The following is a 22,717-nucleotide window of genomic DNA, read 5'->3' as shown; positions in this document are numbered from 1 at the left end:
CCAAGGGATGGCCGATAGCCTTGCTTGACCTTCCATATCGGACAGATCCGGCTCCGCTATATCCACCTTCTCAGCTGGGCTTATCGCGTCTGCCCCGCTTCCTGAAGCATTCGTTCCGCCGCTTCTTCCCAATGCCGCTTCATGATATGCCTCATATACAGATCGTCCAGCTTCTCCTGATTAAAGCTGATCGTAGTCTTCCCCGTCTTGGTGGGCAGCAGATAAATCTGAAGCGTCGAGGGATGCTCCCAATCTGGCCGCTGCCAGGACAGACGCAGCTTTTCATACGGCTTCACCACACTGAGCTTGCCTGATACGCCTTCCTTCGATTCGAAGACCGTACCGGCTTCCAGGTTGAACGGCTCTACTTCCCCGATCCACAGCTTCAAGCCATCCGGCGAAATCAAATAATGCCAAAGCTGCTCTCTCGACAGTGCGGCGGTCTTGCGCACGCCGATATTGAAGCCGACGGCGATCGTTTGCCCGACCGGCTTGTGTCCCTGCTGCTGCCTATACATATCGGCGATAATCGGCGCCCATCGGAGCCCGGCTCCGCGAACCTCCTGGAGGTAGCCGGTCAATTCGTCATAGGAATACCGCTGTGCGGCATCCTCCTCCAACCATTGCAGCCATTGCTCCCATGGGGCTCCCGTTTCTCTTTCGATGTCCCGCCTGAACACTTGACCCGGCATCGTTTCATTCCTCCGTAAACTTCGAGTATACGTTACCATTATAACGTATAAAGACGGACGAGGAAGGCCGGCGTTTTCGATTCCGTGCATGTATTTCACTGTGACCCAAGGGAAGCCGGTCCCGTCACGCGCCAGTCCGCGCCTGCCGGAGCCTTCTTATTGCGTCCAAATCCCCTCAATTTCTTTCTCCTGCCTTCGGCACGCTTGCTTCCGCTACGATTCGGTCATGGTCCCTCCGTTGACGTGCAGCACCTGGCCGGTGACGTAACCCGAATCGTCGGAGGCCAGATATACGTAAGTCGGCGCCAGCTCGAACGGTTGGCCGGGACGGCCCATCGGCGTATCCCAGCCTATCGTTCGAATATAATCGGCCGAGTAGCTGGATACCTGCAGCGGTGTCCAGATCGGACCGGGCGCGACCGCATTGACTCGTATGCCGGAGCGGGCCAGCTGCAGCGATAGCGACCGCGTGAAGGACACCATAGCCCCCTTCGTCGACGAATAGTCGATCAGCAGGGGCGCCCCGGCATAGGCGGTCACCGAGGTCGTGCTGATGATCGAGCTCCCCGGCTTTAAGTGGCGCAGCGCCTCCTGCGTGAGAAAGAAGCTCGGAAATATATTCGTTCGGAACGTATCCTCCAGCTGCTGCCTTGTAATGTTCATAATATTCGACTGGGGAAACTGTACGCCCTGATTGATGACGAGTACGTTCAGCCGCCCGTAGCAGGCCACCGTCCGCCTAACGACCTCGCGGCACCACGACTCATCGCGCAGATCGCCCGGCAGCAGCAGACAGCGCTGCCCGAGCCCTGCTACCATCGCCGCGGTCGCTTCGGCATCCTTATGCTCATCGAGATAAGCGATCGCCAGATCCGCTCCTTCTTTGGCAAAGGCAAGGGCGATAGCCCGCCCGATGCCGCTGTCGCCCCCCGTGATGATCGCAACCTTGCCCCTTAGCTTGCCGCTGCCGACATAGTGCGGATTATCCGAGATCGGCTGCGGCTGCATCGGATACTCGAAGCCCGGCTGGCGGTTCTGATGCTGAGCAGGGAAAAACACGGGCTTTACTTGGCAGTACGTTTCCGTCCCGATAGGGGGATAGTGCGGGTACATGGTATTCCCTCCTGAAGATGAAGTGATATGTTAGGATATTCGCCCATGGGCGATTGGTTCTTCCCTGCCCGTTGACCGTAAATTCAGCGTTGACGAGTTATAAAGGATGGTGATATGATAATCGATATTTCTCGTATATCCCATAATTCCACTTATTTAACTTTGATTTAAAGTGACGACCGTATCAACGGAGGCGCTTCTTCTATTATTCCATGAAGAACGCCTCCTTTTTTATGTCGAGCCAAGGTGCCGACGGCCCCCCAGACGGTCGTCTTGCAAGGGTTGGACCGAGGCGATTAAAAAAAGCGGGATAAGCGTTAATTTTTCGTTGACAGAAGAACATCTGATTGATAAGATAATCAAAACATTTAATTCATACCCGAAAACTATGAATTAAACGAATACTTGTCTACCTTACCGAACGGAGACATTCTGAATGCTTGTTATTTGGAATGGGCTCCGTTTTGTTGTGGAGCTGAAGGAGATGATGAGACATGTCCGTACCGTTATTGAGCATCGAGCATGTGGGCAAAATATTTCATACGAGCAAGGGGTCCGTACAAGCGCTGAATGACATTGTGCTTCACGTAAAAGAAGGGGAGTTCCTGACTGTAATCGGGCCGAGCGGCTGCGGCAAAAGCACGCTGTTGAAAATTATCGCCGGGCTCGACGTCCAGTTCACGGGTGATGTGCGGCTCGGGGGGCAGCCAATAGTGGGGCCCGGCATCGATAAAGGCTTCATCTTCCAGGAGCCTCGCCTGTTCCCCTGGCTGACGGTCGAAAAAAACATCGCCGCCGATCTGTCGCTGAGGGATCACGAGGTGCGCCGGAAGGTAAACGAGTTAATCGGTCTCGTGCGGCTGGAGGGCTTCGAGAAGGCTTTCCCCCGCGAGCTGTCGGGCGGGATGGCCCAGCGGGTGGCCATCGCAAGAGCGCTGCTCCGCAATCCCAAGGTGCTGCTGCTTGACGAGCCATTTGGCGCGCTGGACGCCTTTACCCGTACGCATATGCAGGAAGTTCTCATCGATATTTGGCAGAAAAACAGGACGACGATGATCTTTGTGACCCACGACATCGATGAAGCGATCTACTTGGCTAATCGCGTAGTGGTCCTGAAGCCCCGGCCGGGCGCTATCCGCAGCATCGTTCCGATTGATCTGCCCGTGCCGCGCAGGAAGACGACCACCTCGTTCCAGGAGCTCCGCCTGAAGGTGCTGGGCGAGCTGGAGAAGATTGAAGAGCTCGAGCTGATCGACAGCTCCGGGATCTAATATAGCGTTCGATCGCAGGGAGGAATCGCCATGAGCCCACGCGGGCCTGTAGCATCAGCACCAACCGAATATGTCCAGAAGCCTCTCTTATCGGACCGTGAAGTACGGATTAGACAACGACTCGCCCGAATTTTGCTTGGCTCGCTGCTCCCGCTTCTGCTGCTCGCCGCCTGGCAGGTTTTCGGCGACCTGGGCCTGATCTCTCCGCTTCTCTTCCCTACTCCGCTGCGGATTGCCCAAGCCGCTATCCGGCTGGCGCAGACGGGCGAGCTGGCGAGCAACCTCAGGATCAGCATACTGCGGGTCCTTGGCGGCTTTGCCCTGGGCGCAAGTCTCGGACTCGCACTAGGCATCCTGGTCGGCTTGTTCCGCAGGACGGAGAGAGCGCTCGACCCTACGGTCCAGATGATCCGCATGGTGCCGCATCTGGCCATAGCGCCGTTATTTATTCTGTGGTTCGGCATCGGCGAAACCTCGAAGATTTTGCTGATTGCCAAGGGCGCCTTTTTTCCGCTATACATTAATACGTTTATGGGTATCCGAGGCGCGGACAATAAGCTGTTCGATGTGACGAGGGTCCTCGGCTTCAGCAGATGGAAGCAAATTGTGAGACTGATCCTGCCGGCGGCGCTGCCGAATATATTGCTCGGTATCCGCATCTCGCTGGGCGTTTCCTGGCTAGGTCTGGTTGTCGCCGAGCTGATGGGCTCGACGGAGGGGATCGGCTATCTGATGTCGGATGCCAGGCAGTTTTCCAAGACGCCCGTTGTCTTCGTCGGCATTCTGATCTTCGCCTCGTTCGGCATCCTGTCCGACCTGCTGGTCAGGCTGCTTGAACGCAAGTGGCTGAGCTGGCGCGACAGCTACAAGGGCGGCTGAGTCCGTGCCGTTAGCTTACGAAGCTGTTTTCCTCTGGAAAACTTGGAGCTTATGCTTACGAAGTAGTTTTCCTTCGGAAAACTTGGAGGAGGTTATCCAATGAGCAACGCAATAAAGGCGCTGGAGCAATCCCCGCGCCTCGAGAGAAAGGGCAGCTCCGAGCTCGCCGTGCAGCGTACGAGATGGCTCAAGGAAAAGCTGAACGATGCTGTGATCGGCTCTCTGCTGCCCGTGCTGATCCTGGTTGCCTGGCAGGTGGCGGGAGACCTCGGCTTGTTCACCCGTGAATTTCTACCGACCCCGCTGCATATCGCAGCGGAATTCCGGACGCTGATCGCTTCCGGGGAGCTCGCGCAGCATCTGTCCATCTCGCTCCAGCGGGCCGGCATCGGCTTCCTCATCGGAGGCTCGCTCGGATTGCTGTTCGGGTTTCTGGTCGGATTCGTGCAGCGGCTCGAGTTTATGCTCGACCCGTCCTTCCAGATGCTGCGCGTCATCCCCCATCTGGCTATCGCCCCGCTGATCATCCTGTGGTTCGGCTTCGGGGAAACATCCAAGATCGTTATTATCGCCAGCGGCTCCTTCTTCCCGATGTACATTCATACCTTTCTGGGAATCCGCAGCGTCGATCAGAAGCTATTTGATGTGGCCAGGGTGCTGAATTTCACTAAAACCAAGCAAATCTTTCGCCTTGTTCTACCTGCCGCCCTGCCCGGCATCCTGCTCGGCCTGCGCCTGTCTGTCGCCATCTCCTGGCTGGGGCTCGTGGTGGCGGAGCTGATCGGCTCGCAGGCGGGGATCGGCTTCCTGATCAACTTTGGCAAACAGACCTCGACTACCGAGCTCATCTTTGTAGGGGTTATCATCTTCGCCGTCATCGGCAAACTCGTCGATTCGCTGGTCCGCCTGCTTGAAAAGAGGCTGCTAAGCTGGAGAGACAGCTTTCAAGGCTAACGGCCATCCGGCCATCCACATCCATGATCCAAGAAAAGGGGAGCTCATCCATGCAATCATCATCTGTCAAATCCGGTTCGCGCAAAGTTCGTTTGACCACAGGTATCCTTACCCTCGCTCTTACTATGCTGGTAACGCAGGCGTGCGGAACGGCTACCGATAAAAACGCAGCGCCAAGTACGGGCTCTGCGGCGGGCGGAGCGGCCAAAGCCCAAGTTCCCGTCACGCTGAACTACGGCTATATCGGCACCAGTAAGCTGAATTTCCCTGGAAGCGCCGAAGGCTGGGGACTTTACAAAGGCATCATTCAGGAAGAGCTGAAGAAGCACGGCATCACCGAGGTCAAGCTGACCGCCTTCCCGAACGGGCCAGACCTTAGCGAATCGCTGATCAGCGGACGGCTCGACTTCGGCAGCCTGGGCGACACGCCGGCCATCCTGGCCAAATCGACCGGCGCCAAAACAAGATTTATTACACAGGGAACCATCGATAACATCGGCTATCTGATCGGGAAGAAGAACGGCCCCACCACTCTTGCCGAGCTTAAGGGCAAAACCATATCCACCCAGAAGGGCTCCTTCCATCACCGCTATCTCGCCGGTCTTCTGAAGGATTCGAATATTACCGACGTGAAAATTGTACACATGCTTCGCGTCGATGCCGAGGCTGCGCTCGCCCGAGGCGAGATCGACGCGATGACGACGACCGGCGTATTCGCCTTGAAGCAGATCGACCAAGGCTACCCGCTGATCGATGACGCTACGAAGCATCCGCATCTGCTGGGTACGAACGCAACCGTCGTAAGCGAGGAGTATTTAAGCAAAAATCCGGATTTCCCTAAAATTTGGAACGAAGCTCGCCTGAAGGCACTGAGCGATGTCAAGGCGAATCCTGCCGAATATTACAAGTTTCTGGCCGACTTGAATAACTCCACGCCGGAGCTTATCGAGAAGGTCAGCCCGATCAGCGGAATCAAGGAGGTTCCGTTCACCGACGAAGGGCTCAAGCTGCTCGAAGGCACCAAGAAATTTCTGGTCGACGAGAAGCTGGCCGAGAAGGATTTCGACATCAGTCAATGGATCTTGAAGTAATCCTTCTCCCCGGAGGTCGTCAGGCCTACCGGCATGGAGCCATTCATAGGGGGTAAGCATATGAGTTCAACCGGCATCATGAAGCTTGAAGCGGATGTGCTCGTCATCGGAGGCGGACCGGCCGGAGCCTGGGCCGCCTGGAGCGCAGCTCGTCACAACGCCCGCGTCGTTCTAGTCGACAAAGGATACCTTGGCTCCAGCGGGGCTACGGCTCCGGGAGGGACCAATCTGCTCTATCTACCTCCCGACCCCGAGCTGCGGGAGCAAGCCGTCCAGCAGCGTTACCGAGAGAGCGGCTACCTGGCGGAGCCGGCATGGATACACCGCGTGCTGGATCAGGTATACGAAAGCCTGGAGCTGGTGGAAAGCTGGGGATACCCGTTCCGCCGTGACGAGGACGGCGTGCCGCTCCGGGACCATCTGCAGGGTCCCGAATATATGAAGCTGATGCGCCGCCAGGTGGCGCGCGCCGGCGTGAAAATCCTGGATCAGTCTCCCGCGCTCGAGCTGCTTGTCGATGAGCATGGCGTCGGCGGCGCGCGCGGAGTATCCCGCCTGGACGGAGGCGAATGGGAGGTTCGCGCCCACGCCGTAGTCATCGCTACCGGCGGCTGCGCCTTTCTCAGCAAAGGTCTCGGCTGCAACGTGCTCACCGGAGACGGACTGCTGATGGCGGCAGAGCTCGGTGCGGAGCTCTCAGGGATGGAATTCACCCGGCAGTACGCCCCGAGCGCGGCCTTCGCCACCAATACCCGCGGACGGCTGCTGAACTGGGCGACCTACACCTCCGAGGATGGCACCGTCCTGCAGGGAGGCGGCCCGCGTGCGGGTGACTTCCTTCCCCGCATGCTCAGCCAAGGGCCGGTCTATGCCGTGCTGAACCATGCAGATACGGAGGAAAAACGCCAGATCCTCCGCAAGTCGCATGCGATATTTTTCCTTCCCCTCGATCGCGCGGGTATCGATCCGTTCACCGAGCGGTTCCCGCTTACCCTCCGATACGAAGGTACCGTTCGCGGCACGGGCGGCATCCGGCTGACCGGCGACGACTGCGCTTCGACCGTTCCCGGCTTGTACGCCGCCGGAGATGCGGCTACCCGGGAACGCGTCACGGGGGCCAAGTCAGGCGGAGGCGCGTTCAACGCCTCCTGGGCGATCAGCTCCGGCAGCTGGGCCGGTGCCGGGGCTGCCCGGCACGCGCTCGCCCAGAGCGGCAGCGTGTCGGCAAGGAGCCTGAAGCCGGCCGGCCGGTACGGCCTCGGGGAACGCTCCGGCTCGGCGGCGGTTGCGGAGGAGATCGATGCCGGCGCGGTCGTTCAAGCTGTCCAGCAGGAGGTGTTCCCGCTAGATATCAATTACTTCCGCAGCGTACCGGTGCTGCAGCAGTCCCTTGAGCGTCTGCGCGCCGTCTGGACCGAAGGACTGAGCGGAACGGTCCGCCCGACCGTACAGGGCCGGGTCCGCACACGCGAAGCCGCTGCCATGGCAGCCACGGCCCGCTGGATGTATACCGCCGCATTGGAGCGCAAGGAAACGCGCGGCCTGCACATGCTGACGGAATACCCCGACACGGACCCTGCCCAGCAGCATCGCCTCATTGTTTCCGGCATCGATGAGATCCGGGTTAGACAGGAAGTACTACAAGCCAGGCAGGAGGTCGTTGTCCCATGATTGAATTAGTCAGCCCGGATCGGTGCGTTTCCTGCAACATGTGCGTACGCGTATGCCCGACCCATGTATTTGACCAGGGGGATAACGGGATTCCGATCATTGCCAGACAGGAAGACTGCCAAACCTGCTTCATTTGCGAGGCATATTGCCCGGTCGATGCACTGTATGTCGCTCCCTATGCCGAACCGCTCGACGCCCCTCCCACGCAGGAGCAGCTGATCGAGACGAACGTGCTGGGCAGCTGGCGTGAGACGATCGGCTGGGGCAAGGGCCGGACCAGGCTTGCCGAGCTGGACACGACGCCGTTCATCGACCGCATCTTGCCGACGCGCAAAGCCGCCTCCTCCTAAACTAAAGCACCGGAATTTCCAAGCCTGGAAATCCCGGTGCTTTATGTTCATCCTATGCCCCGCCGGAGTTATTCTGCAAATTTCCCTTCTGAAAAGATATTCATTTTTGAAAATAATTCTTCGTGATCGATAGGCATATTGCTCTCAATCCACCAAGTTACCACACCAAGCACGGCACCGATGTAGGCCTCTATTTTAATTTGCATATCGATGGACCTCTCCTCCATCAAATGATGGTGGGCCAAGTAATCCCTCATCCCCCTCCCCATCTCTCTTCGCAACAGATTTCTCAAGGAATCCCTCTCTTCAGCTAAAAGAATGGAAAACAATTTCTTGTGTTTGATTGCTAAAGAAAGTAATTCCCTAAAATTATCGGCTGGAGAAAAGGATACATCGTCAAGGTCTTTAAATTCTTCATCGGCAATTTGTTGCATAGCACGTGAAAGTAAATCGAATTTATCTTGAAAATGAGTGTAGAACGTAGTTCGATGCACCATCGCTAGATCGCAGATCTGCTTCACCGTTATTTGCTCAAACGGGTGTTTTTCCATTAAATCCAACAGAGCATTGAATAAAAGCTTATGGGTTCTTTTGACTCGAAGGTCTTCGGTTGGTTTTGGGTTCATGACAGATTCCTCTCTCTGTATCGTTTTCGACAGATCTGCGATTTTATCGGTTGTTGAAACCAATTATACATTATATCATTTAATCGACAAGTATAATTTAAATATACACGTGTAGATTAAGGAGTGAAGGTTAATGGCCAACTTAAGTACGGAACGTCAACTTACTGCTCTTGAACAGCAACTGCTAAACCATGCTGCCGAGTTAGTTCCCTATCTGCAGAAGTTCGGAACGATTATTGATGAAGAACGACATATTCCTGATGAAGTGATTCAAACCATTTCGGATGCCGGTTTTTTTAAGCTTGGCACACCGAAAGAGTACGGGGGTCATGATGTGAGTATCCGTGCCATGGTCGAGATTATTTCCGAGGTGGCCAAGGGGAATGGTTCGGTGGGCTGGGTCGTTCAAATCATCAATGGAAATAACTATAATGCAGCACTATCTTTACCTTCCGACGTATTGGATTCGATCTTTAACCAGGCAGAAGAGATACGCTTTTGTTCGGTGTTGCTGGCAAATAAAGCGGTTGTGAAAAAAGTGGACGGAGGGTATTGGATAGAGGAAGGCTTTTGGGGGTTCGGTTCAGGTTCAACGCATGCAACCCATGCTTTGTTAAGCTTGAAGGACAGAAAGTCCATGCAGGAAGACAAGGCTATGGGGATGATGCTGGCCGTCATTCCGATGAGTGAAGTCACGATTGTTGACGATTGGTATACGATGAGTTTAAGGGGATCCGCAAGTAATAGTCTGGCAATCAAACATTTATTTGTCCCGGACAAATACGTCATCACTCAAGATATGCATCAGGGAGGCGCAATGCCTGCCCCGTTGAAAGGACGTGACAGATACAGACCTTACGGACAGCTTATTATCATCCTCACCACGGGTATAAGCGCGATTCTCGGACTCGCCAGAGGGGCTCTCGAGTATTTTGTGGAGAAAGCGCCTCACAAGGGAATTTCAATGACAGTCCATACTTCTCAAGCGGCCGTGGGTCATATTCAGTATAAAGTAGGACTTGCGGCTATGAAGGTCGAGTCCGCTCATCTTCATATCAGTCGAACCATTGACAATCTGGAGCGCCACGTGCAAAACACAGAACCATTTACTTTAAAGGAAATGGCACAGCTGCAGACAGATATGACCTATGCAGCCATGTTGTGCTGGGAAGCCGTAGATCTGCTCATGGCGGAGAGCGGTGGAAGTGTCATTGCCGATTCCAATCGCTTGTCTCAAATATTCCGGGACATTCGAGGCGGTTCCAATCATGCGCTGACTACCGCATCGACTGGACTAGAGCTATACGGAAGAGTACTGATGGGCTTGCCTCCGCAGCATCTCATGACATTAAGTGCCGCAGCTTTATTAAAAAGCTAACAGCGTTACATCTCAGCATAGCTAGACTTGTCCCCATCATGTTTTTGAAGCACAGGAGGATATTGTAGTGGAAGAAAATATGGCATTAATACGAAGTACGGTATATGGGATAAGGGGGAAGGATACATGACTCTTTCTCCCTCTCTCCGTAAGCTAGTACTCACTATACACGTGATAACTACCATGGGATGGCTCGGCTCCGCAGCCGCTTATATCCCCATAGCCGTCTATCTCCTAAACAATCAAGATGCCGATATGATACGATCCGCTATCCAAATCATGTCCTTGGTTGCTAATTTTATTGTTGTCCCCGTGGCTTTCGCATCGCTGCTCACCGGAGTTGCGTTATCACTTGGCACTAAGTGGGGGTTGTTCCGTCATTATTGGATCCTTTTTAAGCTTTTGTTTACCGTTATAGCGGTATTTATGTTGGTCGCATACATACTAGAACTGAACCATGCGGCATCCATAGCATCAAAAAGTACATGGTCGAGCACCGAGCTAAGTATGTTGAAGGATTCGATTCATATCGTACACCCGAGCGGAGGATTGTTGATCGTGCTTGTGGCAACAGTCTTGTCGGTGTACAAGCCAAAAGGTATGACTAGGTATGGATGGCGTAAGCAGCTGGAAATCAAAAGCAGCACGGAGCCTTATACAACCCCGCGCTGGATAAAAACGGTTAGATCCGCGGTCATCGTTTTGATCGCGCTAATCGTTACTTTAATCCTATTCAATTAGGCGTCTACACGTCCATAAGCCGGAAGATCATCATCGCCGCCTGCGCCCGCGTTGTGTGCTGGAGCGGAGCAAACAAGCCCTGCTCCATTCCCTCCACAATACCGGCTTGCCGCATAGCCGTTACCGCCTCTTCGGCATAGCTGCTGATCGCAGCCTGATCGGCAAACGTCGCCCCCGGCTTGACCGATGACAGTCGGAGGCTCAAGGCTTGGACCGCCCGGTGCATCATAACGGCCATATCTTGACGCGTGATGGTATCCGACACGCCGAACAAGGCGTCAGTCTTGCCGTTAACGATACCGAGCTTCTGGGCGCTTGCTACGGAGCGGTAATACCAGGCGCCCTGCTCCACGTCGGAGAAGCTTGTCACGGCCTGGTCCTCCGCAAGATCGAGAGCATTCACCAGCATCGTCACGAATTCCGCTCGGGTTACGCTGCCGTCCGGCTGGAATAGTCCGTCGCCCATGCCCTGCACCACCTGCCGTGCGGCCAAGGCTTGGATAGCATCCTGCGCCCAAGGGACGCCGGCCAGATCGATGAAGTCAGCCTGCGCATAAGCGGCCGCGTACCGGCTGAAGTGCTTCGGCTTAAATGCCACACGACCCGGCTTGGCATGGTACCGGCCATTTTTGACGACCTCCAGCTCATTACCCTCGGGCAGAAAGTACACAACAACCTGCCCCGGCTTCTCTCCTGCACCAAGTACGTAGGGAAGCTCTACAGCAATCTCCTGATCGGCAAACAAGGATAAGCTTTGGCTATCGAGAGTCAAGCCGAACTCATACACCGGACGTCCCCCCGGCTTAGTCCGTACATCGGCCGGTAGCTCAGAGCCATCCGCGCGAGCGACTGCCAGCTCCAACAGGGCCCCATCCGTCTTCCGGCCTGCCTTCAGCAGCAGCTTCGTCTGAATCCATAGCTTGGCATGACCGGTATCGATGTGGATCAGATCCATGACCGGCTTGCCGTGAGCAAACAGCGGTCCGGCCGGAAGCCGCACCTTCAGGTTTGCGGCTCCTTCCAGAGGAACGACTGCAATGGAAATGGATCGGTCCTTCGAGCCCGCGATCGCCATCCCCAGCCGTTCGGACGATATCACAGCGACTGCCGAACCGTCGGGATTCAGCTTCGCCTCGGCCCGGATATGAGCATCGGCCGGGACCAGTGCTTGGCCCGGGTCGACTGGGCCCTGGCCACTGCCTGTCCCGTCTGACGGAGAAGCTGTTTCCGTCGTGCCCGAAGTGACGGACACGGTGCTGGACGCCGTCTTGCCTCCGTCCACCGTCGTTGCGGTAATCGTAGAGGCGCCCGCCGCCACGGCCGTCACGACGCCGGATGCCGAGACAGTCGCCACGTCGCTGCGGCTGGAAGTCCAGTTCACAGCCTTGTTCGTCGCATCCGCAGGCGCAACCGTCGCGACCAGCGAAGCGCTATCGCCTATCTTGAGCTGCAGGCCGCCGTGATCCAGGGTAACCCCTGTGACCCGAATCTCGGGCTGCGGCTCCGGTTGATCCTTAGAACCGAGCTCGACCGTGGCATGGGCAGCCGTCCAGCTTCGGGTCACCTGCTTCTCATTCTCGTACGAGATGAGCGTCGCATCGCTCAAGCGGATGGATGCGGTTCCTTCGGATTTGGCCACGAAGGTGATCGTATACAGCTTGTGATCGCCCGACAATCCGGGCACCTTGCTTGTAAAGGTATGCCCGAGCAGCAGACTGCCGTCCGATTCCTTGGAAAAGGGAAAGCCAGCCGTAAATTCGGATATCGACTCCTTGTACTCCAGCAGATCCGGATCGTAGCTTAACCGGATATCGCTCGCGAATAAGTCGATCAAGCTCTCTGCTTGCAAGGTGATCGTCACCGTCTCCCCAAGCTTGGCCGACTCGCTACTGGCATGCAAGGAAAGCTTGGCTTCGGTTGCCCCTATCGAGACGGAGGGCAGCATGCTTATGCCTAGAAGCAAGGTAAGCATAAAAATCCAGGTTTTGCGCATCATCAGAAGTACCCTTCCTTCCTGTAACTGACACTGGTGCGGGGAGAGTACGGTCTCCGCACCTCTCCCTGCACGCCAGCGCTCCTTCCCCTTCGTTAGTGCAGCATATCCCGGGCAAAGGCCGCTAGATCAGCAATGTCTATCTTCCCGTTTTCATCCAAATCATACATGTAAATGAAGGTCCAGTCGCTATCCGAGCGGAGCGTGCCATAATAGCGGGCCATCCAGGCGACGTCCCCGATTCCCCTTCTAGCATTCACGGAGCCCTTGAACGTTTCCAGCGCTTTGCTTAAATCCGTCATCGCCTGGTCCAGCTCAGGCTGCCGGACAGCCTGTTCCGCTACGGCTTGCGCAGCCTGGATGGCCTCCTTCAAGGCCTGTATCACCGGCTCCTTAAAGTGCCCCCATAGTCGTTCATCGACCCTTGCAGCGTTCACCGCCGCCTGCGCCTTGTCGATCTCGGCCAGCAACGGGGCAGCGTCCGGATTGGTGATCTCGACCTCGTGCGGTTGACCGGCGTTAAGCGTCATCTCCTGCCCTGATTCATTCGCTGCGAGCACGCCCGTCAAGTACACGGTGGTGACAGCCGAGGCTGAGGAGCCAGGCAATGCGCGGAAATGCAGCTCGAGCAGATCCATCGTTCCCGTCACCGCCTTGCCCAGTCCCGCTTCGACGAACGTTACCTTCCCGCCGCCATATGTGGATGCGATCACCGTGAACTCATTCACTAGCGATACGGCCTTTACGTATTCGAGGAGCTCCGGATTATAATGTACCGTCATGGACTTGGCATATACCTGGCTCGTGACTTCGTTCAGACTGTAGATCAGAACGATCTCCTTGCCGGCCGCAGCCACGCTTGGGCCGCTCAGACTGACGCCTGGCGTCCGGAGCCCATCGACCGCTTCATTCAATTCGGCCAGTGCAGCTTGCAGCTGCTGCAGCGTGTCGGCGGAATCGACCATATTGTCCCCGGCAGCGATCGCCTGCAGCAGACGGGCGTATGAGGCTTGAGTATACTGCCCGGCATCATTGCTGATGGCCTTGGCTGAAGCGAGCTTGGTCTTCAGCGGCGTGACGTCAACCAGCGCGCTCACAGCGCCGTTGAGGGCTGCGACCTCGGCATCGAGCGCAGCGTACGTTTGGATGTCCGGCATAGCCGCTTCCGCCTGGGCGATCGCCTGTGTCAGCTTCTGGAACGAACGGGCGGAGTATTTCCCTTCCGCGTTGGTGTAGGCTTTCGCTTCGCTAATCGCCTGCTGTAGGTAGGCTTTGTCGATGTGCGCTACCTCGATCACATAATTTTGAATGGTAGCCTGATTGGTTTCCTTAGCCGTCGCCGTAACGGTCAGATAGTAGGTAGCTCCTCCTTCGACCGGCCCCCAGTTGAAGACGCCGCCCGAGCTGATGGTGGCATCCGTGTAAGACTTGCCGTCCTTCGTCAGGCTGTAGGTGTACACAACCTGATCGTAAGCATGCTCCGACTTTACCTTGATACTCGTCAAGGCCCCGACGTTCGTCTTGGTCAGCGGAGCTTCGAACGTCATTCTGGCATGGTCGAACTTGACTTCCTTATTGGCCGGAGAAGCCATCAAACCTCCATACAGCCCCTTGGCAACCTGGGCGGCCGTATAGGTGAACATCCAGTTCTCGTTCTCGATCCAAGCTGTATCCCCATCGATCCGATAAGACCCGCGAACCGTAGCGCTGCCGTCCGGGTTGACCTTATACGTCAGCCTGACCCAGTACGTTGCCGTCAAATCCTTCTCGCCTGTAGCAAAGCCGAGATTCGGCCAGTCGCCATTGGCCGGATTGCTGTTGCGAGCGAAGGCCAGCACCGAGTCCGTCTTGAACCGGCCGGATTGCGTGTTGCTGAGGGAATACTCGCTCGCCGACAAGGCCATGAAGGTCGTATCCGCCAGCTTGTTAATCCCCGTCTCAGCCGGATTCGGCGCATAGTAGTCGCTGATCATAACGCCTGCAAACTTGCTCGGCGCGCCGTAGCTCGTGATACGGGCCACGATCTCTGCATTGGAGGTCAATGGCTGGTAGACAAAGGTGCTGCGTCCCGTCCCCTGATTGTAGTTAGGGCTGACGTAGTGCGAGGCGTTATTGATCGTCACCTCGCTGTTACCGAGACCGCCGTAGCTGACCTTCATCTTGCTGAGGCTGTCCTGCGACAAAGCGCCAGCCTGCCAGTTCTGAGTCAGCAATGGAGCGGTAGGCGCCGGCGTCTTCACTTTGAACTTGACGGCGACCTCATTTTTGAAGCCCGCATTGTACGCCACCAGCTTCAGGGTATAGGTCGGGTCTGGAGCAAGGCTCTGAGCATAGGTAGGCGTCCAATCGAACAGGTTCTCGCTGTACACCGCACCAGCCGGAATCTCTTCCTTGTAGGAATAGAAAGCCGTACCCGTCGGATCTTTAATGACGATCGGGAGAAGCAGCTTCTCGGTTCCCGTGACCTCGATCGTCTCTCCGTTGGCGATGGCCGTCCGGTAAGGCTCGGCGATTTCGAACAGCGGTGCGCCCATAATGATGAACTTCACCGATTTGTCCGAGACAGACCCTTCAGCCTCGGCGCTAAATACCAGATCATACACCCCCGTGTGCAAACGGGTCGGCGTCCAGTTGAACGCACCGGTCGCGCTATCGAGCGTAATGCCCAGCTCTGCAGCATCGAGCTCGTTGCCGTAGCTGTCCTTCACCGACTTCAACCGATAAGCGACTGCAGCCGGGGAAGGCGTGCCGTCCGCGCCTGTCGCAATATTTTTGACGGTTGCTTTGGCCGTCAAGGCGATCGTCTTGCCAGCGCTGTAGGATTTATCCGCTATTGGATCGAAGACGGGGACGATCGTGCTGTCCATAACCGTTATGTGGACATCCAACCCGCCATAGAAGTCATTCAGGCTGGCTTTATCCTGGATGCGGAAGGGCAGCTTATACGCTCCCGCCATCGAAGGCGTCCAGGTCAGCTCACCGGTGGCCGGCTGATAGACCGCACCGTCCGGCAGCGTCCCGATCGCTTCGATATCGGTAACCGGCAGATCGCCGGAGCCGAATGCATCCTTGGCCGAAAGCTTCAACTTGATCGGAGTACCCTTTTGAACTGTGATCTGCTTCGTCGGCGTGACGTCTTTGCCCTGGATCGTGACGGCAGGCAGATTAAAGAGTGGAGCCACATTATAGAAGCTGGAGCCTCCCATGTTGCCGCCGGTAGCCAGCGCCAAGCCCACGTACCATTTGCCATTGGTGCCGGTGTCCATGTTTCTCCAGAAGCTGTTGCCTGTAACCGGGGAATCCGGACTGAACGTCAACAGCTTGATCCACTGATCTGCGGACGGATACTTCGTTTTATCCGTTACCGGAGCATAGTAGACGTCAATGTTTTCGCTCCCTTGATTCGTATCCAGCCGGAGCCATGCATCCTGATTATCTACGGTATTATTCGTGCCGAAGTTGGAGGACCATCCGGATTGCTGACCGCTCGCGAACAAACCGCGGGTCGTATTCATGCGAATGGAACGATGGTACGTTCCGCTGTCATAGGACTTATTCACATTATTCTTGACGATCAGCGCTTCTCCGAGATGCTCCCCGATGATCGAAGACTTATCGACGCGGGTAATAAAGGTGCCCGCCGTCTTGGCCGGAATCTCCTGGTATACGAACCGGAAGGAGTTGCCATCCGTATTCCAGAAGCGCTTGCCGTCCGTATAAATGCTAAGCTGGGAGCCGCTCATCAGATCGTAGCCGGCCGAAGGCGTATTGATATCAACCGAGGACCAGACGCTTGCCGGATACTCCACGCCGTCAAGTTGAATTTCTCCGATGAGCACCTGAGAGGCCGGCCCGGCCAAGTCTTGCTCGTTGAAGGCCACGACTTTGTAGTACACAGGACCGCCGCTTCCGGTCTTGAAGTCCGTATCGGCAAACACGATATCCTTCACCCGGCTGCCCACCAGCTCCCAGCCGGTCCCGACGGCGGTCGGGTCATGGTCTGCGGTCAGCGCATCCCGGGTCCGGTACACCTGGTAATAGCTGGCCTTCAGCACATGCTTCCACCCGATCGTAATCCGTCCGTTGACGCTGTCCGAGAGAATCGTCGGAGTTACTTGTCCCGGCAAACTGTTGTCGGCATCCAGGGCAGTCAACGATACATGCGCTGCCGTACCCGGGCCGGACGAAGCCACGCCCACATAGATCGTATCGGCCATAGGCAGATAGAACTCGCCAGGCGTCTTCATATGATGCCAGTTATTATCCATAAAGTAGTACTCGCCGGTTGCGCTGACTTCCGGGTACAACGGGTAGCCAATATGTCCGATGGGCTGCCAGTCGACCCCGTCTTTGGACACATAGGCGTAGACGTACAGGCCTTTGCGTGCTACCTTAAGCCACTTGGCTCCTTCGACCCTTCCAGTTACGGCTACGGGATTAAGGTTATTGAAGATAGAATAGCCGTCAACGCGCATATCGAAATCCTTCACGATATTCGGCTGCTGCCTATAAACAAACTTGTAATTTCCTTCGCTGTCGATGGTCAGGAGCCCGCCTCTCGACTTCACGTCGAGCGATTCCTTAAATAAGATTCCGATGTCTTCGCCGGATTGGATCTCCGCTACCATCTCGAAGCTGCCGCTCTTCGGTGCAGCCGTCGAATCCGCAGCGCCGGTTAGAAGATTGCTCGTATAGGCAAACAACAGGTTACCGCTTGTATCCTTGCTCCCTGTGAACGTGATCGTTCCGCTTTTCATTGCCGCCTGCAGCCCTTGGACCGTTGTAATTTGCTTATCCAACGACCACGCTGTCGTATCGAAGGACCAGTTCTCGATCAAGGCATTCGCACTGACGGGAACCTTGGCATACGGAGAGTCGCTGCCTGCTCGGCCATGGGCATTCACTCCCCGCACTTTGTAGTAATAAGTGCTTCCATTCGCCACCGTGTCGTCCAAGTAAAGATTCGTATTCGCATCGACCGTCGCGATAACCGCGTAGGCACCGTCCTTGGACGTAGAACGAAGAATCTGATAGCCTGCATCCACGCCTGCGCTATGGGTCCAGGTCAGCGCCGCCTTCCCGTTCGCAGCCGTGCCGGTAGCGAAGATAGGAGCGCTCGGAATATCATTGACGATTAACTCGCTCTCCAGATCAAGCACAACAGCGGAGAATGCCGGTACCGTCACCTTTCCGCCCGTTACCGGGAGCGATTGATGTGATAGTTTATCGTAGATCATGTCTTTGGTATATCCAGACGGCAGCGTGATCTCATACGGCTTGGAATTGCGATAGCTATCCCTTGTCGTATTCATAGCAATGATATACGGGCCATACTGCACCGAGTAAAATTCGCCATAGCCGCCGTAAGGCGATCCGGCCTTGTAAGGCGTAAGCGCGATTCTGTCGTCATAGCCATGCCAAGCTGCTACCGGATAGATCTCGCCCTGATTCATATTGGTGGAGCCGTCCGGCATGCCGGTTACCGGGTCATAGGTAGTATTGTAAGCGACCGTCGTATCCGGCGCTCCGAAGTTCCAGAAGCCTGACGGCGTGTACTGGACCTCATGATCCACCATGGCGATCCGGTCGTAATCCGAGCTGACCGCGTGCATACGGCTGACCCCGTTCAAGCCCGAATCCGACTTGTACTCGAAGGCCAACAGATATACCGAGTCCTTGTCGCGGAAATAAACGATGGAATCCTCGATATCATAGAACGAGCTGCCATAGAGGGCATTCTCGTCAAATCCGGCATGTTTGACTGCCGCCAGCTCCTCCGCCGAGAACCAGCTCAGATTCGTGGAAGGAATCAGTTTGGCCACGCGCGGATGATTCGTCACATACTTGTAGCCTGCGAGCGACTTCAGATCGGAAGCGAAGCTGCTGCCGATGAACGGTGTCAGATGGTTATCCGCGAGCATCTGCTGCGTATATCCGACGGCGTCGACCGCATATCCGAAGAACTTGCTATACTCCGGGCCGAAATAAGCTTGATATTTGCCCGGATCCTTCTCCAGCTCCGCTTTCAAATAGGCAAAAATAAACGGATTAATCGTGGTCGTACCGCCTGATTTCATGTGGACATGGTAGCCTGCGTCGTAAGGATAGAAAGGCCCTCGAGCCTCAATCGTCGCTTCGAGTCGCATGGAGCGGTATCCGTCGTCCACATCGGCATACTTCATATGGGCTCTTGCATTCGATACCAGCAGCGCCTTGCGCAGCAGCTCATTCTCCTCCTTAAGCTTGATGCCGGGCGCTTGCTGGAACGCCTCCGGCGTATCACGGACGAGACGCCAGGCATGTACGAGATAGTCGCTATGCTCGCCGTACCCGGCTACATAGGTCGTCTCGCGCGTTAGCCCGAACTCGGTCGTCATGTAATATTCCTCGCCCCATGCCTTGCGGTAGGGACCGATATAATTGCGGTCGGCATCATATTGGGTACTGTCATTAAAGGCAGCCAGATTATTCACGATCAGCTTGCCCGAATAATCGCCGCCGTTCTTCGTCTCCGCTTCTACAAGCCCGTTCACCATGTCGATATCGTAATAGGGCAGGATTCCCGTCGAACGATACAGCTGACGCAAGGAAGACTTATAGTTCTCCGCATAAGCTGATTGGATCGCAAGCAGGCCGGCATTGCTTCTCCAGGCACCGAACATCTGGAACATGACTTGGTTCGTGAGCGGCGTCAGCGTATACGCATGAGTTCTTGCATAGTTGAAGTTCAGCCACAGAATCTCCTCGTAAGCGGCACGTCTGGTCGTGATGTACGGCTCGGCACCAAGGTCCTCCGCAGCCTTCTCGATCAAGAAAGGAAAGGCTGTCCCGGCCTCGGGCTGATGATAGAAGCGGGCTACCGAACGGAACTTGTCCAGCCAGTTCACTTTCTCCGCTCCCCTATACCAGGCGTCGAAGCCCGTATACTTCGTACCGCCGAGCTGCTCGTAACGGCCGTTCTCGAACAGCTTGCTCACATTCCACAGCGCCTCCCCAAGGCCCTGATAGTAGCCGCCCCACGAGGATTGATGGCCTCCGGTCTGAATCGTACCCGGGCGGTTCAGATAGTTGATGACGAGCCGGTCCATCGCGCCGAGCACGGCATCCAGCAGCTGATCCACACCTAGCTGCTTCAGAAGAGCATCATATTCAGGACTGTCCTGGTCGAGCAAAACCTCAGTCACATATTTCAAATTGTATAGATTGACATCGTTCTGCGAGTAGGGCAGGAGCATCGTCCCGTTACCATGCGCATTCTCCGAATGATTCCAGGTCGCCGTCGTGAAGTTGTTCGTCGAAGCGTTGCGGTCGATCACTCCCTGCATAACTGCCTTCACATCGTTCAGCAGCTTGTTCCGCATATTACCGGCGACGATAGAGCCCGGGTCCAGATCGGAGCCGTTCGCACCATTGCTGCGCACCGGCGGGATATAGGAGGTCAGCTTGCCGCTCTGCTTGATCACTTCCGTCGCTAGCGAAGCCGTCGTATGTACATAACCGGTATAATACTTGTTCGAAGGCGTGACGACCTTCTCCTGATACGCCTTGCTGAACGTGCCGGCACTGTACGGATAATATGTAGAGGCCGTACGGATCGTAATCGTCAGCTCGCTCTTGCCCTTGGACTTCTCGAGCGGGATCGGAACGGTGCTGAAGTAGAACCGATTCTCGATCGGCGGTTCCTCCGCCATCTTGGCGATTACCAGCGGTGCCGGGTAGAACACCTGGTTGTCGATAGCCAGAAAAGCTCTGTACTCCGTCTTGTCCGAGCCCCACAGCTTCAAGGTAAAATAGTTTTGGTCATTAGGATCGACCTTGACCGTAAAGGTAATATCCCCGCCGAAATAATCCGGCGTGCTTTTGGGCAGGGATACCCTTGCCGTCTCCCCTTCCTCCCCGACGACAGCCTGGCTGTCCGAGGCGATCAGCTTATGTGCCTGCTCGCTGGCGGGATCCCCCAGATCGATCACATCCGTGACGCCATATGCGTCGTAACGCCCGTCGTATCCCCCCGCTTCCGCAGCCAGCGCCTCAGCGGGATGGTACAGAAGCCACCCTCCATGAAACGTACTGAGGATGAGCAGCATCGCAAGCATATAAGCGAATCCTTTTCTCAAGCTTCCCAACATGACTCTTTGCCTCCTAAGCTCAACAATTTGAAACCGCTATCATTTCCCTATGAGCATAACAGAGGAAATATATGGATTGAATGCGCTTTTTTAAGTGAAAACTGCATTTTTTTAAGGAGGAGCTGCTTTTCTTGCACGCAAAAAAAAACACCTCCGCGTCGTCGGGAGGTGTTCTCTGCCCTTAGCCTTTCGTCTTTTCTTTCGTCTTTTCTTTCGTCTCTTCATAGAGAAAATAATCGAAATCCGCATGCTTGTCCGTACCGTTCAAATCCTGGGCGCACAACCCGACCATGCCCCCGGTAAAGCCGAGCTTGCCGCCATATTCATCAGACAGCGCGCCCATATCGAGCGTCGGTCCGATGACCTTCCACTCCCGGCCGTCCGGGGAAGCGTAGAAGTTCAGGCTCCTGTCATCGATGACCGCCCGCAGGTAGTGCTGCTCCCAGCCGGCAGCGGATATCTCATGAGCAATATACTCGTCATACTGTCCCTGCTGGCTTCGGACGACGCCTATGCACTTGCCGCGCAGCTCGTCATGCGTGATGCGCAGGTAGTAGTAGTCGGCTTCGTCGTAGTAGCAGACGATCCCGGCCATTTGCATGAAATGCTCCGGCTCGAACTCCACGCAGGTTTCCGTCACGCATTGAAAATGCTGGATACGCCGCGCTACCAGACTCTGGCGATGCCAGGATACGAGCGACTCCCGCCCCCGCATCCGCAGATAGCCGGGACGCTCCCGCAGGCTGAGCCAGGACTCCTCGGCAGGCACGCGAAGCGTTTGATACTGTAGGCCCAGCTCGGCAGCATCAAAATCATCCTTGGCCGGCATCGGCGAGAACGGATGCGGCTCAAGAGCCGGGGCCGGAACCGTAAGCGCAGGCAGCTTGCTTCCGTGGGCGAGCTCCAGCCAGCCCTCCTCGGTCCAGCGGCACGCCTGAATAGACGTCTCCCGCCCGAGCGGATTCATGCGGGTACCCGGCAGCATGCGTGCGCAAATATGCGCCATATACCACTCCCCCTGCTGCGTCTCCACGAGGGAGCTGTGCCCCGACTGCTGGAGCGGATGATCCAGATACGGATGCGTCGTCAGCAGCGGATAATTCGGGTCTGTCTCATAAGGTCCCTCCAGATGTCGGGAGCGCGCCAGCGTTGCCGCATGGTTAATGCCTGTCCCGCCTTCAGCGACCAGCAAATAATAATAGCCGTTCCGCTTGTACACCATCGGGGCTTCCGTCACACCGATGGCGGTACCCTTGTAGATGCTGCGGATCGGTCCGGTCAGGCGCTCCTCGGCCGGGTCATACTCCTGCATCACAATGCCGCCGAAGCGGGTATGGTTTTTGCGAAAATCCCACTGCATATTGAACAGCCACTTCCTGCCGTCCGTATCGTGGAACAAGAACGGATCGAAGCCGCTGCCGTTTAAGAAGACCGGCTCCGACCAAGGACCCTGGATGTCCGTTGCCGTGACGAGGAAGTTGCGCAGATCTTTAAATACGCCCTTGCGGCCGGCCATAACCGTATAGATCAGATAGAATACGCCCTGATCGTAAGATAAGGCCGGAGCCCAGATACCGCCAGAGCTGGGGATGCCTCGCAGGTCAAGCTGGGAGGTCCGGGTCAGCGGATAGGCGAGCAGGCGCCAATGCACCATATCCCGGGAATGGTGAATCTGCACGCCAGGAAACCACTCGAAGGTCGAGGTTGCCATATAATAATCATCCCCGACTCTGATTATCGAAGCGTCAGGACTAAAGCCGGTCAGGACCGGGTTTTGAATAAGCTGCGTCATGAGTCAAACTCCTTGTCCGGATATAGATAAAGCTCTT

General features: G+C 56.0%; 14 protein-coding genes. 8 read left to right on the top strand and 6 right to left on the bottom strand.

The window, feature by feature from the left end:
- Window positions 1–80: 80 nt before the first annotated feature.
- On the bottom strand, window positions 81–692 hold the full coding sequence (locus tag GSF01_RS19230; protein ID WP_235941618.1) for an SRPBCC domain-containing protein: 612 nt from the start codon (window positions 690–692) through the stop codon (window positions 81–83).
- Window positions 693–905: 213 nt separating this feature from the next.
- Window positions 906–1,805 carry an SDR family oxidoreductase gene (locus GSF01_RS19225; protein WP_159886904.1) on the bottom strand — a complete coding sequence of 300 codons (900 nt, stop codon included), beginning with the start codon at window positions 1,803–1,805 and terminating at the stop codon, window positions 906–908.
- Between the two features lie 494 nt (window positions 1,806–2,299).
- On the opposite strand from GSF01_RS19225, the gene GSF01_RS19220 reads away from it, so the two are divergent.
- The 6 genes from GSF01_RS19220 (at window position 2,300) to GSF01_RS19195 (ending at window position 8,021) form a co-directional block, all read left to right on the top strand.
- Window positions 2,300–3,076 carry an ABC transporter ATP-binding protein gene (locus GSF01_RS19220; protein WP_159886903.1) on the top strand — a complete coding sequence of 259 codons (777 nt, stop codon included), beginning with the start codon at window positions 2,300–2,302 and terminating at the stop codon, window positions 3,074–3,076.
- A 30-nt stretch (window positions 3,077–3,106) separates the two neighbouring features.
- Complete coding sequence (locus GSF01_RS19215; protein WP_159886902.1) at window positions 3,107–3,955, top strand: ABC transporter permease; 849 nt, start codon at window positions 3,107–3,109, stop codon at window positions 3,953–3,955.
- A 99-nt stretch (window positions 3,956–4,054) separates the two neighbouring features.
- Window positions 4,055–4,909, top strand: coding sequence for an ABC transporter permease (locus tag GSF01_RS19210; protein WP_159886901.1), 855 nt, complete (start codon window positions 4,055–4,057; stop codon window positions 4,907–4,909).
- A 50-nt stretch (window positions 4,910–4,959) separates the two neighbouring features.
- Entirely contained in the window at window positions 4,960–6,000 is a 1,041-nt protein-coding gene (locus tag GSF01_RS19205; protein WP_235941617.1) for an ABC transporter substrate-binding protein, read from the top strand.
- Between the two features lie 60 nt (window positions 6,001–6,060).
- Window positions 6,061–7,671 (top strand): FAD-dependent oxidoreductase, encoded by a 1,611-nt coding sequence (locus tag GSF01_RS19200; RefSeq protein ID WP_159886900.1) that lies wholly within the window; start codon window positions 6,061–6,063, stop codon window positions 7,669–7,671.
- Window positions 7,668–8,021: a 4Fe-4S dicluster domain-containing protein gene (locus GSF01_RS19195; protein WP_159886899.1), complete on the top strand. Its 354-nt coding sequence runs from the start codon at window positions 7,668–7,670 to the stop codon at window positions 8,019–8,021. The genes GSF01_RS19200 and GSF01_RS19195 overlap by 4 nt, the downstream gene beginning before the upstream one ends.
- Before the next feature lie 68 nt (window positions 8,022–8,089).
- Here GSF01_RS19195 and GSF01_RS19190 read toward each other — a convergent pair whose 3' ends face one another.
- A complete protein-coding gene (locus GSF01_RS19190) occupies window positions 8,090–8,647 on the bottom strand; it encodes a TetR/AcrR family transcriptional regulator C-terminal domain-containing protein (RefSeq protein ID WP_159886898.1) in 558 nt (185 codons plus the stop codon).
- A 133-nt stretch (window positions 8,648–8,780) separates the two neighbouring features.
- Between GSF01_RS19190 and GSF01_RS19185 the strand changes: the two genes are divergently transcribed.
- Together GSF01_RS19185 and GSF01_RS19180 are read left to right on the top strand one after the other, a co-directional pair.
- Window positions 8,781–10,025, top strand: a complete 1,245-nt coding sequence (locus GSF01_RS19185) for an acyl-CoA dehydrogenase family protein (protein WP_159886897.1) — start codon at window positions 8,781–8,783, stop codon at window positions 10,023–10,025.
- Between the two features lie 126 nt (window positions 10,026–10,151).
- On the top strand, window positions 10,152–10,766 hold the full coding sequence (locus tag GSF01_RS19180; RefSeq protein ID WP_159886896.1) for a hypothetical protein: 615 nt from the start codon (window positions 10,152–10,154) through the stop codon (window positions 10,764–10,766).
- Window positions 10,767–10,770: 4 nt separating this feature from the next.
- On the opposite strand, the gene GSF01_RS19175 is transcribed toward GSF01_RS19180, so the two are convergent.
- From GSF01_RS19175 to GSF01_RS19165, 3 genes are all read right to left on the bottom strand, one after another.
- Window positions 10,771–12,762: an S-layer homology domain-containing protein gene (locus GSF01_RS19175; RefSeq protein ID WP_159886895.1), complete on the bottom strand. Its 1,992-nt coding sequence runs from the start codon at window positions 12,760–12,762 to the stop codon at window positions 10,771–10,773.
- Between the two features lie 92 nt (window positions 12,763–12,854).
- Window positions 12,855–20,888 carry a cohesin domain-containing protein gene (locus tag GSF01_RS19170; protein WP_159886894.1) on the bottom strand — a complete coding sequence of 2,678 codons (8,034 nt, stop codon included), beginning with the start codon at window positions 20,886–20,888 and terminating at the stop codon, window positions 12,855–12,857.
- Between the two features lie 181 nt (window positions 20,889–21,069).
- Window positions 21,070–22,680: a glycoside hydrolase family 43 protein gene (locus GSF01_RS19165; RefSeq protein WP_159886893.1), complete on the bottom strand. Its 1,611-nt coding sequence runs from the start codon at window positions 22,678–22,680 to the stop codon at window positions 21,070–21,072.
- Between the last annotated feature and the right edge of the window lie 37 nt (window positions 22,681–22,717).

Source organism: Paenibacillus puerhi (assembly GCF_009846885.1).
Classification (GTDB): Bacteria; Bacillota; Bacilli; order Paenibacillales; family NBRC-103111; genus Paenibacillus_G; species Paenibacillus_G puerhi.
The sequence above is the reverse complement of the archived record's forward strand: the minus strand, read 5'-3'. Positions and strand labels throughout refer to the sequence as shown.

Coding starts and splice junctions, on each gene's coding strand:
- GSF01_RS19230 (WP_235941618.1), bottom strand. CDS start 692: ATGCCGGGTCAAGTGTTCAGGCGGGACATCGAAAGAGAAACGGGAGCC.
- GSF01_RS19225 (WP_159886904.1), bottom strand. CDS start 1,805: ATGTACCCGCACTATCCCCCTATCGGGACGGAAACGTACTGCCAAGTA.
- GSF01_RS19220 (WP_159886903.1), top strand. CDS start 2,300: ATGTCCGTACCGTTATTGAGCATCGAGCATGTGGGCAAAATATTTCAT.
- GSF01_RS19215 (WP_159886902.1), top strand. CDS start 3,107: ATGAGCCCACGCGGGCCTGTAGCATCAGCACCAACCGAATATGTCCAG.
- GSF01_RS19210 (WP_159886901.1), top strand. CDS start 4,055: ATGAGCAACGCAATAAAGGCGCTGGAGCAATCCCCGCGCCTCGAGAGA.
- GSF01_RS19205 (WP_235941617.1), top strand. CDS start 4,960: ATGCAATCATCATCTGTCAAATCCGGTTCGCGCAAAGTTCGTTTGACC.
- GSF01_RS19200 (WP_159886900.1), top strand. CDS start 6,061: ATGAGTTCAACCGGCATCATGAAGCTTGAAGCGGATGTGCTCGTCATC.
- GSF01_RS19195 (WP_159886899.1), top strand. CDS start 7,668: ATGATTGAATTAGTCAGCCCGGATCGGTGCGTTTCCTGCAACATGTGC.
- GSF01_RS19190 (WP_159886898.1), bottom strand. CDS start 8,647: ATGAACCCAAAACCAACCGAAGACCTTCGAGTCAAAAGAACCCATAAG.
- GSF01_RS19185 (WP_159886897.1), top strand. CDS start 8,781: ATGGCCAACTTAAGTACGGAACGTCAACTTACTGCTCTTGAACAGCAA.
- GSF01_RS19180 (WP_159886896.1), top strand. CDS start 10,152: ATGACTCTTTCTCCCTCTCTCCGTAAGCTAGTACTCACTATACACGTG.
- GSF01_RS19175 (WP_159886895.1), bottom strand. CDS start 12,762: ATGATGCGCAAAACCTGGATTTTTATGCTTACCTTGCTTCTAGGCATA.
- GSF01_RS19170 (WP_159886894.1), bottom strand. CDS start 20,888: ATGTTGGGAAGCTTGAGAAAAGGATTCGCTTATATGCTTGCGATGCTG.
- GSF01_RS19165 (WP_159886893.1), bottom strand. CDS start 22,680: ATGACGCAGCTTATTCAAAACCCGGTCCTGACCGGCTTTAGTCCTGAC.